The following is an 18,283-nucleotide window of genomic DNA, read 5'->3' on the forward strand; positions in this document are numbered from 1 at the left end:
CGTTTCGTGGTTAAGCAAGTATCTCTTTAATGACATGTCCGTGTACATCGGTTAATCTAAATGGTCGGCCTTGGAAATCATAAGTGAATTGTTCGTGATTGAATCCTAATAAGTGAAGTATGGTAGCATGAACATCATGCACCGATACTTGCCCTTCAAGCGCCGAAAATCCTATTTCATCAGTCTTTCCCCAGGAAGCACCTTTCTTAACACCACCTCCGGCCATCCACATGGTAAAGGCATCTACGTGATGATCACGTCCTTTATAGCCTTGTTCTTTTCCTTCGCGGTTTTCCTGCATAGGCGTTCTTCCAAATTCACCTCCCCATACAACGAGTGTGTCGTCTAATAACCCACGTTGTTTGAGGTCGAGTATTAAAGCAGAAATCGGACGATCGATCTCTCTACATTTATTTTTTAAACCTAAATCTACAGCAGTACTGTGGTCCGTTCCATGGCTGTCCCAGCCCCAATCAAATAATTGTACAAACCGAACACCTTTTTCAACAAGTTTTCTGGCAAGAAGACAGTTGTTGGCAAAAGACTCTTTTCCCTTTTCAACGCCGTACATTTCTTTAATATAATCAGGTTCATTATTGATATTCATTACTTCCGGGACTGCAATTTGCATACGATAAGCCATTTCATACTGATTGATTCTGGCAAGCGTTTCCGGATCAGAATAGTTGTCAAATTCTTCTTTGTTAATCGAATTGATGGCATCAATAGTTCGCTTCTTTAGCCCTCTTGACATCCCCTTTGGGTCATCGATATATAACACCGGATCCCCTTTCGAGCGGCATTGCACTCCCTGGTATACAGATGGTAGAAATCCACTACCCCAAACACTCTTTCCGGCACTTGGGTTTTTACCTCCCGAAGTTAAAACAACAAAGCCGGGAAGATTTTGATTCTCTGACCCCAGACCATAAGTAACCCAGGAACCAATACTAGGTCTTCCTAATCGTGGACTTCCGGTGTGCATAAATAATTGGGCAGGACCATGATTAAATTGATCGGTATTCACAGCCTTTAAAAAAGCGACTTCATCGGCCACCTTTTTAAAATGTGGTAAATACTCCGAAACCCAGTTTCCTGCTTCTCCAACTTGTTTAAATTTAGCTTGCGGACCTAATAATTTAGGAACACCGCGGATAAAGGCAAATTTCCGACCTTCTAAAAACGATTCAGGACACGACTGGTTATGTAGTTTTTGTAATTCAGGCTTGTAATCAAACATTTCTAATTGCGAGGGTGCCCCGGCCATATGTAAATATATAACCGACTTCACCTTCGGGGGAAAAGGAGGTGCCAAAGTAGCGAGTGGATTTAAATCGCGCTCTGTTAAACTTAACTTGCCGCCTTTTTTATTGTCAAAAAAGCTATTGCATGAAAAGAAAAGAGAGCTTAGTGCAATGCCTCCCATCCCGGCAACACAGTCCTTTATAAAGTGCCTGCGCGTTTGTGTTTCTATTTCGCGTTTTATTTTTTCCTGTATCAGTCTTTCTGTGTTATCCATCTTTTAAGATTTAGTCAGAAATTCATCCAAATTCATAATAGCTCCTGCTACCACTGTCATTGCAGCTTCTTTTGCCGTAGGGGTAGCGTCGTAACTAAGAAAATCTTTTGTACGATCTGAATCATTGTTAAACTCTGTAAATGCTTCGTCATAAAGCTTTTCAAGTTCACTTATTTTAGTTTCGGAAATGTCAGTAAACATAGCACGTCGATATCCATAGGCGATGGCCTCACGGATATCCTCCTTTTCCAGCATTTGCTCAGCCAGATAAAAAGAAGCCTCCAGGTAAACCGGATCATTTAAAGTAACCAATGCCTGTAAAGGAGTGTTGGTGATAGTTCTGCGTATGGTACAAACCTCCCGGCTACCAGCATCAAATGAAATAAATGAAGGGTAAGGGCTGGTTCGCTTTAAATAAGTATAAATACCTCTGCGGTATTTGTCCTCTCCTTTGCTTTCGGTCCATTTTGCACCACTATATACCGTTTGCCATATTCCGTCAGGCTGCGGAGGCATCACACTCGGACCGCCCATTTTATAACTGATTAATCCCGAGACCATGAGTGCTTGATCTCTCACTTGTTCAGCACTCAATCGATGTCTCGGACCTCTTGCATAAAATTTATTTTCAGGGTCTGTATTATATAACGCTGCATTACTTTTAGAGCTTTGTCTGTAGGTTCTGGACATAACAATATCCTTGATTAAAGGTTTTAATTGCCAGTCGTGTTCATTCATTAATCTGAAAGCCAGCCAATCTAATAAAGCACGATGAGAAGGCGGTTCAGACTGGGTTCCCATATCTTCCAATGTAGAAACAATACCCCTGCCAAATAACTGATGCCATATTCGATTAACCACTGTTCGGGCAGTTAATGGATTTTGTTTGCTAACCAGCCATTTGGATAAGCCCAACCTGGTATTTGGCCAGTCAGGATTCCATTCGTTAAGTGCAGGAGGGGTGTGTGGCTTTACAGTATCCCCCTTCAACAACCAGTTACCCCTTTCAAAGAATCTATTTTCCCGGGCCATATAAGATGGGTTGTCCAGCATGATGGGCAACGTAGGAGTACGAGTGTTTAAAAGAGATAAAAATGAATCGTCAATTTGAGCATATCCTGATTCCTGTTTTCCTGGGAGATCCTCTAAAAACCCAAACCATACTATAGAGCTGGTTCCTTGTTGTGGCCCAAGGGAACTATTATGAGCTTCAATATACAGGTCAGTTTTATAATCGATAGATTTTAATGGAAAACGATCTATGGTTCTTCCATTGGTTTTGTTCAAGGTAAATGAAGACAGGATCTGTCCGTTTTTGTCTTTTTCCCTGATGATTATTTTGGTGCCATTGTTGTTTGTCCAGTAATTTAAATAAATATAGGAGGAGCCTTGAGTATAAATGTCTTTCAAATAACATGACCCGTTATCCCATAAGGATAACCATTTGGTGTCCTGTAATTCCCCATTTGTAAAGTCTTCTGCAAGATGACCCTGGTAAATAGGTTCGTTGAATAACAAAAAGTTTTTATAACTTTTTGCCAATTGTTGATTACCATGCTTTTCTATCCATTGGTTAACCTTATCAATTTTATCACGTTGATCGTCGTTGTAAAACTTTATAACAGGTTCATCACCAGGAGTGTCCTCGTCACGAGTGTTGTTAAAGAATCCCATTATTCCATAGTATTCCTCATGCTTAAACGGATCGTATGGATGACTATGACACTGTACACAAGCCATGGTAGTACTTTGCCATACATCAAAAGTTGTGTTTACACGATCCATAACGGCTGCCACACGGAACTCTTCGTCATCCGTTCCTCCCTCATCATTATTCATGGTATTTCTGTGAAAGGCGGTGGCAATCATCTGATCGGTAGTAGGTTCGTCAAGCAGATCACCTGCTAATTGCTCAACAGTAAATTGATCAAAAGGCATGTTTTCGTTAAAAGCATTGATTACCCAATCCCTGTAACGCCACATGGTACGCCCATTGTCTTTTTCATAACCTTTACTATCTGCATAACGGGCCAGATCTAACCACCAGGAAGCCCATTTCTCACCATAAGTGTTTTTGGAAAGGAGGCTATCGGTTAAAGCACTATACGAGAGCTTATTTGTGGTCCATTGTTTAAATAACGATTCACTTGGCGGTAAACCTGTGATATCTAATGATAACCTTCTGATCAGCGTCGTAGAATCAGCTAAAGCATTTGGTTGAATATTTTGTTCTTCCAGTTTGGTTAAAATAAAATGATCAATTTCATTCACCGGTCTGATATTCGATCCATCAATAACATTAGCAGTCTCCTGGTGTTTTGGAATTTCAACCTCCTGAGGGGCCGAGTATGCCCAATGGGCTCCCCACTTTGCTCCCTGATCTATCCATTTAGTGAGTAAGGTTATTTCCTCCTTAGAAAGGGCAGGCCGCTTGTAAGGCATTCTAAGTTCAGGATCACTTTCGTGCAATCGCTTGATAAATGAACTGTTCTTTGCATCACCAGGAATAATAGCCGGAATTCCTGATTCCGTTTTTGCAAAGGCTTCCTCCTCAAACAGAAGACTAAATCCTCCATTTTTTTTAACTCCGCCATGGCACGATATACAGTGTTTATTAAGAATTGGTTTTATATCCGAACTAAAACTGACAACCTGCTCCGGCTTTACCAGGTTATATGTTACAACAATGGCAAGTGTTACAAATAGTAAAACTATAACGGTTCTTATATGTAATCCTTTTATAATGCTCATATTCCAAAAGAAACAAAATGAAGGTTTAATTCGCTATAATACGAAAGTTTTATATCTTTTTTTGTTAAAAACTAGAAATATCACAATAAATCTTTCGCGGTAAAATTTATATATAATTTTTTATGCATCCAAGGTTATTACTAATAGTAAAATATGTCTTCTTCCGGGAATTTCTTAAGGTTCTCTAAAAATTTGTGCTAAATAGTTAAAATCCTCCTAAAACGCGTAACAGTTTGAATTCTAGATAGTCTTAATAGTAAAGTCAATCAAAAAATAGAAACTAAAAACTAACAACCATGTTTAAATTTATTGTAATCAGTAGTTTGCTTTTGGGAGGAGAAGCAGTTACACAAAATAGTACAGAGCCTTATGAGTTGAATTCAAACTCAAATACAATTGAAATAACAATTGAAGATCCGGATAATCAACTTGATTTAAAAACGATTGAATATATTGAAGATAACGAAGAGTTTGATTTAGGATTTGATACCACCCCATATTTACCTAAAGGTTTTGACCCTTATTTAGGTTCATTGGATGCAATAGAATATGTTGATATCGATGCTGAATTAGAGGTTGGAGCCAATATAGAATCTGATAAATATTTACCTCATGATTTCGATCCATACATTGGTACCTTGAGTCAGATTAAATATATAGATCTGGATGAATTAGATTATGAAACATCCTTTTCTATGTCAACAAGTAATATAAAATTTTGATCAATGTTAATATGCATGCATTTAAAGTAAGAGATTTACGGTAAGCGGAATTGAGGGACTCTGCTTACTGTAAAGATCTTTTTTTAAAGAATGTATTTTTTTGTTTTCATACTTAATTTTGGAAAGTGAAAAATCCGCTGTTTAGGCGGATTTTTTTGTCGTATAACAATTTTAATATTCTGGTCGCTATCAGTTGTTTAATTTAGAGCTATAAAGAACCCCGTCAGCTGTACTTCACCTCAATATGTATTCACTAATCTTAAACTCTTTAAATTATGTGTAGCAAAGTATTTTTAGTTGAGGATTACCACCTGGATCAAACCAAATCATCTGTCCAAATTAATCAAATTAATTATCCTGTATATGGTCAACTGGTATGTTCGGGCGAAGGGCATACGGTGCAGGTCTTTTTTACCGATGATGCCGTAAGTTTACCAAATGGAAAATATGTGCCAGAAACCGGGGAAGGAACCATTTTTATTAAAGTGTCAGAAAAAGAGGCCTATCTGGAGCTCCCGAAATTAAATGAACCGGTTTACGTTTATTTTAACGAATCGCATCCGGAACTCAATTGTATCAGTATAAATGAACCGATGCGCGATCAAAGTTTCTTTAACGGAAATCTTGCGGTATAAAAAAAGACCTTCATAAGAAGGCCTTTTTTTATGTGTTCTGATTTTGACTTTCATCGAAACCTGTTCTTTTTCGAATAGGAAATTGAAAGCGTATTTGATAATTGTTACTCGGCTATTTCAACAAATAAACCATCATTAGACTTGCTAACTTTTGCAAGTTTGTTCTTGGTCAATCCCTTTATAGTCTTATCCCATTTTTTATTGCTAAGCCCAGATTGCTCTTTTAAAACATTAAGGTCCATAGGAGAATGAGATTTCAAAATATTAAAAACTTCTTTTTCTTCTTCCGTCATCGCTACTTTTTTACGCTCAGGCTTCATCTGAGGGAAGAATAATACGTCCTGGATAGAATGACTGTCAGTCATGAACATCGTCAAACGATCAATACCGATTCCAATACCACTGGTAGGAGGCATTCCATATTCTAAAGCTCTTAGGAAATCTTGATCGATAAACATGGCCTCATCATCACCTTTTTCCGAAAGTTTTAACTGTTCTTCAAAACGTTCACGCTGATCGATAGGATCATTCAACTCAGAATAAGCATTCGCTAATTCCTTCCCGTTAACAATTAATTCAAACCTTTCCGTTAGCCCGGGCTTTGAACGGTGCTTTTTGGTAAGTGGGCTCATTTCAACCGGATAATCAATAATGAACGTTGGCTGTACATATAAATGCTCACATTTTTCTCCAAAGATCTCGTCAATCATTTTACCGATACCCATGGTCTCATCCACCTCAATGTCCATAGCTTTACAAGCTTCTCTGACTTCCTCCTCAGATTTCTGATAAAGATCATGACCTGTATGCTCTTTAATGGCATCAAGAATACCAATTCTTTTATAAGGAGCTTTATAATCAATCTCTTTTCCGTCTAAAAGAACCTTTGAAGAACCATGTAACTCAATAGCTATTTTCTCAAGGAGCTCTTCAGTGGTATCCATCATCCAGTTATAGTCTTTGTAAGCTGCGTACATCTCCATTACCGTAAACTCAGGATTGTGCGTTCTGTCCATCCCTTCATTACGAAAATCTTTAGCAAACTCATAAACCCCATCAAAACCTCCAACAATAAGCCTTTTTAAATAGAGCTCATTAGCGATTCTTAAATAAAGAGGAATGTTCAGGGCATTGTGGTGAGTCATGAACGGGCGTGCAGCTGCACCTCCCGGTATAGGTTGTAAAATAGGTGTTTCAACCTCAAGGAATCCCATATCGTTGTAAAACTGACGAATGGTGTTCATAATCTTGGTTCTTTTTACAAAAACATCCTTTACCTTAGGATTTACAACAAGATCGACATAACGCATTCGATAACGCTGCTCAGGATCGTTAAATTCGTCATATACATTACCTTCGCTATCAACCTTTGGTAATGGTAATGGTCTAAGTGTTTTACTTAATAAAGTAAAGTCGTTTACCATCACCGTTTTTTCACCTACCTGGGTGGTGAAAAGCGTTCCCTCAACACCAATGAAATCACCAATGTCAAGAAGCTTTTTATAAACATCGTTGTATTTTGTCTTGTCCTCACCGGTACAAATTTCATCACGATTGAAATATACCTGGATTCGGCCTTCACTATCTTGAAGCTCAGCAAAAGAGGCTTTTCCCTGAATACGTCTTGACATTAAACGGCCGGAAATAACCACCTTTTTCCCCTCTTCGTAGGTTTCTTTTATTTTTTTCGAGGTATGATCTACCGGAAATAATGCTGCCGGAAACGGCTCTATACCTAAATCTCTTAACTTCTCGAGTTTCTCTCTCCTAATAATTTCTTGCTCTGAAAGTTGCATGCTTTTTATTTTGAACTGCAAAATTACATTTTTTCAGACAATCAGGAGCATCTTTTTTAGGAAGAGTCGGTTATTAAAGGATACCGTCAGAAAAAAAATGTTTTGAACACATAAAGTCAGTTCGAGTCGCATTCCAAACCATTCTTTATGAACAATTAAAAAAGTTTGCATTACGCTCAAACCGACATTTACCATGTTGTACCGCTGATATTACATATTCTTAAGAATGGCAGATGAATTATCTAATAAGACAATTTATTTAGTGTCTGATATGTTGTGATTTGACTTTAGTACATTCCCTTTAATACGCAATATCTTATTACCATCAGTGGCATTTGATATGATAGTGATCGTTTTGTTAAAAGCTCCTAATCTGTTGGTATCATACTGAACTTTGATTTCTCCTTTCTCCCCCGGAAGTACAGGTAACTTTGAATACGTTGGTACGGTACAACCACATGAAGTTTTTACCTGTGAAATGACAATCGGAGCATTGCCGGTATTGGTAAAAATAAAAACGCGATCTCCATTTGAATTTTGTTGAAGGTTCCCATAATTAATTTCTTCTGTGTCAAATGAAAATTTACCGGACTTGGTTAACTTCGCCTGATCCTGAGCGGGACAGGTAAAACTTGCGAATAAGGCTAAAAGGAACAAAATAATACTGGTAGCCAAAATGGTTCTTTGTGGTTTGAAGTTGAATAATGATGTCATGATGATGTTTTTTTTGGTTAATAGGTTACAAACATCATAAAACGATCCATATACTTAAAGTTTTGATGGGTTGAAAAGGGTATTAGTCCCCCGGTGGAATTTTAAATTATTTGTTGATGATAGCCTTTACTTCATCTCTGGACCGTACATTGAGCTTTTTGTAAATATTGTTGATGTGTGTTTTTACAGTACTCAGGCTTACATAAATTTCTGAGGCAATCTCTTTGTTTGTTTTATTGTCTAAAATCAACTCCAATACCCGGTGTTCCTGGGTGGTTAATTGAGCGGCTAATCGATCTGTGTTTAGCTGGTTACTATGCTTGATCTTTCTAAACAGTAGGACGTTTGTTATCAAAGAAAGCGTTAGCAGGCCATATATAATATAAGACCAACTGAATTTAGAATCCGGATTTTCAGCTAACATATATTTATCGGCCTTCACTTCCGTAGCATATTGGTGAGTGTACTGCGAATTAGGATAGCTGTTTTCCAGGCGTAAGAGCAGTTCCTGGTAATAATTGTTTTCTCTTAAATCTTCAATGTAATAAGGGTGGAAATCATGAGTTCGACTCGAAAGAAATGAATAAATATATAATTCAGCTAAAGGTTCGTTCAACTGTGCTCCAAAATCCTGAAGCGTTGAGAACCACTTTTTGTTGTTTAACTTTCTGTTAGCTTCACTGGAGTAGCGACTATAAGCATATTTCATTTCGTCCACTACCGAATCGATTTTTAAAAGTGATTCCGTTTTCGGATTCGTCGAAACTATTTCGCAAAACATTTCATTGTCAAATGAGAATGGAAGTTGTATGGTGTCTCTATTGTTTGCTATAAATAATATTTGTTTGCTATTGTTACAATGACCATTAAAATGATTATCAGTCTCTGTATTTTCATAACAATTGTCAACATGAATTTTGTAGATGCTATTTTCATTGCTCAATTGATTCCCGGTAAAACTGAAAACACCCAAAGAGTCAGCTTTCGTTTTGGCAATTATCTGTTCTGTATAAACTCCGGAGGTTTGCCTGTAATCTTCAATGATCGAGAGGTATACGTTATCACTCCAGGTCGATTGATCAATAACACCTGAAAACTTATACTGAGCAGCGATGTCAGGAGTATAGCACAAACTAAATAATAGGAATATGTAGAATGCATTCTTCATGATTACTAAACTAATAAATCTTTTATTATAATTAAGAGCAAGGTTTTTTTATTTTAGCGTAACAAAACGGAGGTGATGGTGTCTTATCAGGTACATCAATCAAAATTATATTTATATCATGAGTTTTTGGCGCGTATTACTTTCCATTATCTGTCCACCCCTGGCTGTTTTAGATAAGGGGTGCGGTTCGATCATTATTGTTTTTATCCTATGGCTTTGTGGATGGGTACCAGGAGTTATAGCAGCTTTAATAATTTTAAACAACCCTAATAGATAAATCTAAATCGAAGAAATGAGAAAATTATTTTTAGCAATAGCGATGATCGCTTCATGCCTGCTAACTTCATGCAATTTTACTGAAGAAATGTACCTTAATCAAGATGGTAGTGGTAAGATTGCAATAAATTTTGATGGCTCGGAATTGATGGAAATGGCAGGAGATGAATTGGCAAAAGAAAATAAAAAAGCTGTTGATTCTACTTTCTATTTTAAAGATATCCTGGAAGAAAAAAAAGATAGTATTTCCAAATTACCCAAAGAAGAGCAGGAAAAACTTAAAAAACTGGAACGGTTCGCTATGCATATGCTCATGAATCCCGAAACCAAAGAAATGAAGTTTGAAATGTTTACCAACTTTAATTCGGTTAAGGAACTGGGAGATGTGTTCGATGCTTTTCATGAAGCTAATAAATTACAAGGAGCCTCTGAAGGAAAACAGATGAAAACCGATCCTGCTTTTGGAGCGAATAGTGATGCCTCCAAAGTGGCCTATAAGTTTAATGGACGAAAGTTTAGCAGAATTACAACTATTGTGGATGAAGCCCTGCTTCAACAAACCATAGATAGCTTGGGGGAAGCTAATATGTTTTTATCAGGCTCTTCTTATACACTGAAATATCACTTCCCCAAAAAAATAAAATCAGTTTCTTCTGATAAAGCAATGCTGAGTGCCGATGGCAAAACATTAATCCTGGAAGCTGGCTTTATGGAATATATGAAAGATCCTAAAATTTTAGACCTGGAAGTGACTCTTGAAAAATAAATTTGAGTTTTCAATCGTACATATACAACTAAAAGGAGCTTCTTAAAGCTCCTTTTTTTCGTTAATCCGGGATAATAATTTGATGCTGCCAGGTTAATGATCGTTCATAAGGTTTTTCACTGGGATATGTATTATCTTTGTAGCCTATGAATAAAAAGGTCGTATTAGAAGATTTAGGTTTAAAAGATTATAAAGATACCTGGGATTATCAGGAGTCACTTTTCAAGAATATTTTAGACCTGAAAATAAAGAACAGGAGGGAAGGAACGCAATTAGAAACTCCTAATTATTTTTTATTTGTCGAACATCCTCATGTGTACACACTGGGAAAAAGTGGCGATATGGCGAATCTTTTACTCAATGAAAATCAATTACAGGAAAAAGGAGCTACTTTTTATAAAATTAATCGTGGGGGGGATATCACCTATCATGGTCCGGGACAAATTGTAGGTTACCCTATTCTTGACCTCGACAACTTTTTTACAGATATTCATAAATACCTTAGGTTTTTAGAAGAAGTAATCATTTTAACCCTGGCTGACTACGGTTTAAAAGCAGAGCGCTCAGAAGGGGAGACAGGTGTTTGGCTGGATGTAGGAACTCCTTTCGCACGTAAAATATGCGCTATGGGTGTAAGAGCTAGCAGATGGGTAACCATGCACGGTTTTGCCCTTAATGTAAATGCCGACCTTGGTTATTTTGATAATATTGTGCCCTGCGGTATTAAAGGAAAAGCAGTAACATCATTGAATGTAGAACTGGGTAAAACCGAAATATCCATGAGCGAAGTACAAGAGAAAATATTAACTCACTTCAAAGAACGCTTTGAAGTAGAATTTATAAAACAAAAAGCCAGGGTCTAACCCCTGGTTTTTATTTATGAAAATCAGTAAGCATGCTGCGGCTGATTAATTTCCCGTCGGCATCATATTCTTCGCTTTTTACAAGTCCCACACCCTCAGCTAACCATTCCTTAGAATAGTGGATTTTATTACCACCAGATTTAAATTCAGTTTCATAACTCACTATCACACACTTAAAAGTCCCTACTGAGGTAATCAGAGTGTCCATTCCTTCGACCTTTCTGTTGATCATTTTAATGGATAGATTGAGCGAGTCGTTTTTAACAGATGAGGAAGTTTCCATCTGTGCATCCGGAAGTTTTTGTCCTATCTCCAGATTGTTGGGTAAATGGATATTCTTTCCACGCATCTTCATAGGTTTCCCATCGCACTGTTTAATAAGCTCAGCACTCATCATGGCATTGAAGTCAATTTCTACTCCATCGCCATTACATGACATACCGTATTCAGATATTGCAATGAGTTCTCCTTCGGGATTTTGTAGCTCAGTCATGAAAACTGCTGTGTTTTCATTTGTGAGAACTACATTATAGGCCAATAATGCATTTGGATTGTTGTTCTGATCGTATACTGTGATTTCAAAATTTATCCCCTCTTCCATGGGGTAATATTTACTGCACCCGGGAGCGTTCGGGGTGTCAGGGCCAAAACTAAAATAAGTCCACAGCAACACCCAAATATAGAAATTGGTTAACATAACGTTGATTGATTGATTAATAGCGACTTAAAGGTACAAATTTCGCTGTTAATCATTCCAATTTCAAGGGGTTAATTCCCTTTTATTAATTGATTCTATATACCAGTATGCTATCGTCTTCTCCTTTTACCGTGATTTCAATTTTTCGGTCATTGTTGATGTCGTTTAAGTCAATAGCCGAAGTTCCGTAAATAGGAAAGTTGGGGAGTAAATCGGTATTACTGTCAAATAAATAGACCTTATTCGCTTGAGTATCCGTTACACTTACATATATTTTGTCGTAAATGTAAAAGATCTTCGGAGCAGTATAGAGACCATAATCCAACTCCACTTTCTTCCCTTTTATAGTAAGCTCATTTTCAGAAAGTGTAACCAATGTTTTTGAAGTAGCATCTATTAAATTACCATCAGAGAGGGCAAGGCTTTCTCTACGGATTTTGCCATTTTGCGTGATTTGAAGCAAATCACCTCCTTTGGTAGTAGTACTGAAACTATTTTCATAATCAAAAATATTATTCGATGAAAAATCTATTTTTTCCTTTACCTTGATTCTTGGTTTTCCTGTACGGTGTAAAATGTGCAGGGTGCCATTCTCCTCTTTGAATACCAGGTAATCTTTCTTGCCGAATCTAAAATGTTTAGGAAGATCACTAATGTTTGATGTTGTTTTATTAAAAACAAATCCATTTACTTTCTTCCCTTCGCGATTGTACATGGTAATTATATTACCCTGAACAATAGGGAATCTGTATTTTTTGTTACCGTCATAATCAAATATAGCAAGTGGCTGTGTTACCGGGTTATTAAAATGTAATGGATATGGAGAGACATCATTGCCATTTCTGTCAATAATATAAAAGGAATGGGTGGTAACAAACGCTAGCTGAAGTCGTCCATTTCTGTATAAATCAACCTGATCGACAGATCCCTGAATTTTTCCATCCAACTCTTTTTTCCAAAGGACATTGCCATCAGCTGAAATTAAATAAAGGTTGTTTTGCTCATCCTGAACAATTACTTCCTTTTGTTTAGACCTGTGATTGATTACAAATTGAGGATTCGTTAAAACCGGAGCATTAAGCTTAGTGCTGTACACCTGCGATATCATATTAACCGCTGCTTTGGTCGATTTCTTTTTTAAAATGGCATTGAAATGAGCATAGTCTGTTTCAGCAATGAATTGTAAAGCGCAATATTTATAACCTTTAATTTGTGCCTTGGAAATTTGTTTTTTGAAATCCTCACTATATATAAGCTCTGAATCGTTAAGCTTGTTCAAATTGCCTACCCATAGCAAAGAAGAAGCATCCGCTAAATTACTTTTAAGGTCTTTAAATGCAGGGTCGTTTTCAATGACCGCATTGTTTTGATAGTTGCTGATGAGGTTTTCTAGAATCTTAATTGAACCTCCAAAAGCAATAAAATTATCGATCTCTGCAGCATAAGTAGCCTCGAAGCCTTTTACTAAAGGATGGAAATAATCATTGATAAGGGAGGTGCTTGTTAAAGAATAGATGTTTTTCTCTCTGAACGTCGTTTTTTCATCAATGTATTTTTGAAGGTTTTGGAAAAGATCATTCGAATCTACAGAATTTAAAATAACGATCTTCGAATTGTTAATTCCTATGGTAGCAACCTCCGTGACAGAATTAAATAATGAGTCAGTTCTTTTGGATTTATATGTAGGAGTGGCATTGGAGTTAAATTGTTTGTAATCTGAAAAAGTAGAAGCTGAAAAATAATCGTTCTCTATAGGGATTATTTTAGGCATGCTACTGGATATAGGCTTGGTGTTTTTAATAGCATTAAGGGTGTTGGATAAGGAATCCGATGACACCGTTATTCCATTAAAAACCACTTCACTCTGATTTAAAGTAGCGTCAAAAGAAGTCCAGTCTCCAAAATGTTTGATATCATTAAAGATGTCTTTCCGGAATAAGTGAGATATTAAATGACTTCCTTTAGTATGATTTATGAAAATATGAGCCTGACTATTACCTTGTGAAATCTCATAGAGTTTTAAGAATTCAGTATCCAATGTTTGAGTACCTTCATTTCGAATGGCATTTTCAATGATAAGTTGAGACGATGAACCTATAAAGACATTATTGTTTAAGGTAGCGTAGTATATAGGCTGTTCATCAATAGAAGTTGATGAAATGTTGGTGCCTTCATAAGAAATGGTTTTAATCGAATCGTTCTTTGTAGAATCAAGTTTGATGATGTTTTCGTGTTCCCTGGTTATTATGGTATACTCAAAATTTTTGGTGCCTATTTCTGAAACTCCTACAAAAGCTTGTGTTTTTGGGTGGATATGCTTTAACGAACCTAATTTCTCTTCAAGATCCTGAGGTAAGAGATCTCCGGAAATCGCATTTATGAAATCATTGTTCTTGGTGTCGTTGATAAAAAGCTGTAAATCCGATGTCATTAATACAGCAGATACATTATTAGGAATATAGTCGATTAGATTATTGCGAGTTTTTTTTTCAGCAGTACAACTTAAAATAATACTAAGAATGAGAAGAAACAGGCTTTTTTTCATGAATTCGTTTTTTGTTGCTATAATGAATATATGCAAAAATATAAACTTAAAAATCAAGTGTTAATTGTTCAGGTAATAATCTAAAAGATTTCCTGTGGTATTTTGTGATGCCATATTTCTTGATAGCTTCACGGTGTTCTTTCGTTGGGTATCCTTTGTTTTGTTTCCAGTTATACATAGGAAATTCTTCATGTATTTGCTCCATATAAGCATCCCGATAGGTTTTAGCTAAAATGGAAGCGGCAGCAATACTTAAATACTTACTGTCCCCTTTTACGATGCAAACATGATTTATGTCGCCATAAGGTTTAAACTTGTTTCCATCAACAATAATAAATTCAGGATTAGTTTGGAGTTTGCTTAAACTTTTATGCATGGCCAGAATAGAAGCGTTAAGAATATTGATTTTGTCAATCTCTTCCGGAAATATATGCTGAACCGCAAAAGCACTAACCGTATCTTCTATGATGGGTTGAAGAAGTAAGCGTTTTTTTTCAGATAATTGTTTGGAGTCATTGATGATAGTGTTTTTGAAATTACTGGGTAAAATAACCGCTGCTGCAGTAACAGGTCCCGCCAGGCATCCTCGACCTGCTTCGTCCGTGCCAGCTTCAATGCCATCAGAATAGGATAGTTTTAACATCTGTGAAGATAATCTTTAGGGTTGCTAAATTGAAGGGAAATACAAGTACCGCAAAAAATTGATGGTATTATGTAAAAGTAAGTCATTTAGTTTAAAAGGTTTTTGTTGATCCCGACAGGAAAAAGATAGCCATACAGGAACTAAAAGTCAAATTTAGTAAATATGATAGCAATATGCCGCCTGCAAATGAAGTTTCTCTAAAGGGCACAAAAGAACCTTTAAGATCAATTTTTTCATTTATAATATACGATAGCAATTTTCGTTAAAAACTATACCTTTGCCGCAAACAGCATATAATTAATGAAAAAGGTTATAGTTTTTATTGTATTGGTTTTATCATTTACTGTTGGAGTTGCTCAAGTTCAGCCTCAAAGAAATACTGATAGAACTCCCAGGGCTGCTCAAAACCGAAAGTTGCCCGCTGATCAAGCTAAAAATCAGGCCGATCAAATAGTAATCCAGGATTATAAAATTATAACACTAGATAGAGATACAACATTCCTCGATACGACACTTAGCGTTAAAAAGGAATACAAATACAACTACCTGCGTAAAGATAATTTTGAGTTATTACCGTTTTCGAATCTCGGACAAACCTATAACTCTTTAGCCTTGGCATCGCCTTCGGATAACTTTTATCCAGGATTGGGAGCCAGAGCAAAACACTTCAATTATATGGAAGTGGAGGATATTAATTATTACCATGTACCAACACCAATGACTGATTTGTTTTTTAAAACTACCATGGAACAAGGTCAGTTATTAGATGCATTTATCACCCTGAATACCTCGAGACAATTCAATATGGCAATAGCCTATAAAGGATTACGCTCATTGGGTAAATACCAGCATATATTAGCAAGTACCGGTAATTTTAGATTTATTACCAGCTATGCTTCTAAAGATAAAAGGTATAATTTAAGAATGCACTTTACCTCTCAGGATATTTTAAATGAAGAAAACGGAGGTATTGCAAACAGAGATCAGTTTGAATCCGGGAATCCGGAATTTGTAGATCGTTCCAGGATGGATGTTAATTTTGAAAATGCAGAAAACTTTTTATTAGGGAAACGGTATTTCTTAGATCAGGAATATGTGATCGTAGAAAACAAGGAAAATAATCCCGATCATTCTTTTACACTGGGACACAGACTTAACTATGAAACCAAGTATTACGAATTTCGACAAGATAGTCAGGATAGCTACTTTGGAGAGGCTTTCCAATCCTCAGGTTTAAATGACAGGGCTAGACTAAAGTCCTTTTCAAATCAAATCCGACTTGATTACAAAAGTAGGTTACTTGGAAACATAACAGTGTCTAATAGTGTATACGCCTATAATTACTATTTCAATAGTATTGTGGTAACTCAAGACCAGACCATCCCAAATCAGATGAAAGGGGAAGATTATTCTTATGGTGCCGAATGGACCAAGAAAATCGGAGGGTTTTATCTGAACGCTGAGGTAGGTGCAAGTGTTTATGGTGATTTAGGAGGGAATCTATTTAAAGGAAGCGCAGGCTATGTCTTCGATAATGAAAATGAAATAGCCGCTACAATTAAATCTGTATCAGCATCACCAGACTTCAATTTCCTGCTTTATCAAAGCGATTATAAAGATTACAATTGGGATAACAGAAGTGACTTCAATACCGAAAAGAATAAAAGTCTTTCTGTAGATTTTAAAACGAAACGTTTCGGGTCCTTGAATGCCTCTTACAGCGTAATCGATGATTATACCTATTTTTACCAGGAGCCGGCAACCGTCGATGAAACATTTCAGGTAAAACCATTACAATACCAGAATACCATTAACTATTTGAAAGTAAAATATACCAAAGATCTGAAGTTCGGAAAATTTGGTTTGTATAATACAGTAATGTATCAGGAGGTGGCTCAGGATGATGAGGTTTTAAACGTGCCTCAACTCGTAACCAGAAATACATTCTATTTTTCGGATCACGTGTTTAAAAAAGCCATGTTTCTGCAAACCGGTATTACGTTTAAATATTTTACCGAATACAAAGCGAATGCTTATAGTCCGCTCTTAGGAGAGTTTTATGTACAGGATCAGGAACAAATAGGGAATTTCCCAATGTTGGATTTCTTTATTAATGCCAAAGTACGTCAAACAAGAATCTATTTAAAAGCCGAACATTTTAATTCCTCTTTTTCAGGATATAACTTTTATTCTGCTCCTGATTATCCATATCGTGACTTCATAATCCGATTTGGTTTGGTGTGGAATTTCTTCTCTTAAAAAAGACGCTTATATAAAGACAGGAATACGTCTGTTTTCGGTTTGAATTGCACACCCTGCGATGCAATGTGAAATAGTAGTTCCATATATATGTTTCAGGATCGGTTCAATTATGTTTGCATTGACATAACATCATATTAAAGTAGGCTTCACCCAGGGTTAAGATGAAGATCCCATATAGATAAACCTTGGGGGTGGAGGACCATGCCAAGTACATTCTTTATATATTATATAAGTTGTCCACCTTTATAACTGCAATCATGATATGTCTGCAACCATCCATCTTACGCGTTTATAAGTACTAAAAGAACATTTCCTTGCCATCAAAAGTTGTCTAGGCCCGGTGCAACAGTATGGATACAGTATATATAAAGTATGGATAAGGTATGGATAAGGTATGGTTGCCTTAAAGATGTTCCTTATATAAAATATATGTGTCCAACTTCATTTCTAAGGTCCTTATTCATTTTACGCAAACCATTTGATGAGTTTATAGGTGCCAAAAGAAGATTTACAACTCGTTTAAAGGTATCCAGGCCCGGTGCAACAGTATGGATACAGTATAGATAAAGTATGTGTAAGGTATGGTTCCCCTAAGGATGTTCATTATATAGTTTATGTGAGTTCATCTTTAATTCTAAGGTCATTGTTCGTTTCCAGCCTTCCACCTGATACGTTACTAACTGCTAAAAGAAGATTTACAACTCGTTTAAAGTTGTCCAGGCCCGGTGCAACAGTATGGATACGGTATATATAAAGTATATATAGTATATGGATGGTAGCGTCGTGATGTGTTGTTGGTATATGCGTACTACGAGGAATATGGGCGTTCGGAAAGCATGTCAATGATAATTTCAAAAATAATTTTGGATGTAAAGAGCTAGAAATAAACCGGGTATAAATTACTTTGAAAAAACTTTGGTTTTGGG

General features: G+C 36.5%; 15 protein-coding genes. 6 read left to right on the top strand and 9 right to left on the bottom strand.

What is annotated here, in order from left to right:
- Positions 1 to 10: 10 nt before the first annotated feature.
- The gene (locus tag P278_RS16285; RefSeq protein ID WP_038269100.1) at positions 11 to 1,519 is read right to left on the bottom strand and encodes a DUF1501 domain-containing protein; all 1,509 of its coding nucleotides are present in this window, start codon (positions 1,517 to 1,519) and stop codon (positions 11 to 13) included.
- Between the two features lie 3 nt (positions 1,520 to 1,522).
- Positions 1,523 to 4,270 carry a PSD1 and planctomycete cytochrome C domain-containing protein gene (locus tag P278_RS16290; RefSeq protein WP_051413634.1) on the bottom strand — a complete coding sequence of 916 codons (2,748 nt, stop codon included), beginning with the start codon at positions 4,268 to 4,270 and terminating at the stop codon, positions 1,523 to 1,525.
- Between the two features lie 296 nt (positions 4,271 to 4,566).
- On the opposite strand from P278_RS16290, the gene P278_RS16295 reads away from it, so the two are divergent.
- Together P278_RS16295 and P278_RS16300 are read left to right on the top strand one after the other, a co-directional pair.
- Positions 4,567 to 4,992 carry a hypothetical protein gene (locus P278_RS16295; protein WP_038269103.1) on the top strand — a complete coding sequence of 142 codons (426 nt, stop codon included), beginning with the start codon at positions 4,567 to 4,569 and terminating at the stop codon, positions 4,990 to 4,992.
- A 275-nt stretch (positions 4,993 to 5,267) separates the two neighbouring features.
- Positions 5,268 to 5,627 carry a hypothetical protein gene (locus tag P278_RS16300; RefSeq protein ID WP_038269106.1) on the top strand — a complete coding sequence of 120 codons (360 nt, stop codon included), beginning with the start codon at positions 5,268 to 5,270 and terminating at the stop codon, positions 5,625 to 5,627.
- Positions 5,628 to 5,731: 104 nt separating this feature from the next.
- On the opposite strand, the gene lysS is transcribed toward P278_RS16300, so the two are convergent.
- The 3 genes from lysS to P278_RS16315 form a co-directional block, all read right to left on the bottom strand.
- Positions 5,732 to 7,423: a lysine--tRNA ligase gene (gene lysS / locus P278_RS16305; protein WP_038269109.1), complete on the bottom strand. Its 1,692-nt coding sequence runs from the start codon at positions 7,421 to 7,423 to the stop codon at positions 5,732 to 5,734.
- Positions 7,424 to 7,678: 255 nt separating this feature from the next.
- Positions 7,679 to 8,137: a DUF1573 domain-containing protein gene (locus tag P278_RS16310; protein WP_051413635.1), complete on the bottom strand. Its 459-nt coding sequence runs from the start codon at positions 8,135 to 8,137 to the stop codon at positions 7,679 to 7,681.
- 106 nt (positions 8,138 to 8,243) lie between these two features.
- A complete protein-coding gene (locus P278_RS16315) occupies positions 8,244 to 9,305 on the bottom strand; it encodes a helix-turn-helix domain-containing protein (RefSeq protein ID WP_038269115.1) in 1,062 nt (353 codons plus the stop codon).
- 118 nt (positions 9,306 to 9,423) lie between these two features.
- On the opposite strand from P278_RS16315, the gene P278_RS16470 reads away from it, so the two are divergent.
- The 3 genes from P278_RS16470 (at position 9,424) to lipB (ending at position 11,210) form a co-directional block, all read left to right on the top strand.
- Entirely contained in the window at positions 9,424 to 9,582 is a 159-nt protein-coding gene (locus tag P278_RS16470) for a YqaE/Pmp3 family membrane protein (RefSeq protein ID WP_082436193.1), read from the top strand.
- Positions 9,583 to 9,597: 15 nt separating this feature from the next.
- The gene (locus P278_RS16320) at positions 9,598 to 10,347 is read left to right on the top strand and encodes a hypothetical protein (protein WP_038269118.1); all 750 of its coding nucleotides are present in this window, start codon (positions 9,598 to 9,600) and stop codon (positions 10,345 to 10,347) included.
- 146 nt (positions 10,348 to 10,493) lie between these two features.
- The gene (lipB, locus tag P278_RS16325) at positions 10,494 to 11,210 is read left to right on the top strand and encodes a lipoyl(octanoyl) transferase LipB (protein ID WP_038269121.1); all 717 of its coding nucleotides are present in this window, start codon (positions 10,494 to 10,496) and stop codon (positions 11,208 to 11,210) included.
- Between the two features lie 10 nt (positions 11,211 to 11,220).
- Here the strand turns inward: lipB and P278_RS16330 are convergent, their stop codons facing one another.
- The 3 genes from P278_RS16330 to P278_RS16340 form a co-directional block, all read right to left on the bottom strand.
- On the bottom strand, positions 11,221 to 11,907 hold the full coding sequence (locus P278_RS16330) for a TapB family protein (protein ID WP_038269124.1): 687 nt from the start codon (positions 11,905 to 11,907) through the stop codon (positions 11,221 to 11,223).
- An 85-nt stretch (positions 11,908 to 11,992) separates the two neighbouring features.
- Complete coding sequence (locus tag P278_RS16335) at positions 11,993 to 14,452, bottom strand: hypothetical protein (protein WP_038269199.1); 2,460 nt, start codon at positions 14,450 to 14,452, stop codon at positions 11,993 to 11,995.
- A 46-nt stretch (positions 14,453 to 14,498) separates the two neighbouring features.
- Positions 14,499 to 15,095 (bottom strand): ribonuclease HII, encoded by a 597-nt coding sequence (locus P278_RS16340; protein WP_038269127.1) that lies wholly within the window; start codon positions 15,093 to 15,095, stop codon positions 14,499 to 14,501.
- A gap of 300 nt (positions 15,096 to 15,395) precedes the next feature.
- On the opposite strand from P278_RS16340, the gene P278_RS16345 reads away from it, so the two are divergent.
- Positions 15,396 to 17,354, top strand: coding sequence for a putative porin (locus P278_RS16345; protein ID WP_038269129.1), 1,959 nt, complete (start codon positions 15,396 to 15,398; stop codon positions 17,352 to 17,354).
- A gap of 615 nt (positions 17,355 to 17,969) precedes the next feature.
- Here the strand turns inward: P278_RS16345 and P278_RS16535 are convergent.
- A partial coding sequence (locus P278_RS16535) for a hypothetical protein (RefSeq protein WP_235444307.1) occupies positions 17,970 to 18,283 on the bottom strand: 314 nt, incomplete at its 5' end.

This window comes from Zhouia amylolytica AD3 (assembly GCF_000511935.2).
GTDB lineage: Bacteria > Bacteroidota > Bacteroidia > Flavobacteriales > Flavobacteriaceae > Zhouia > Zhouia amylolytica.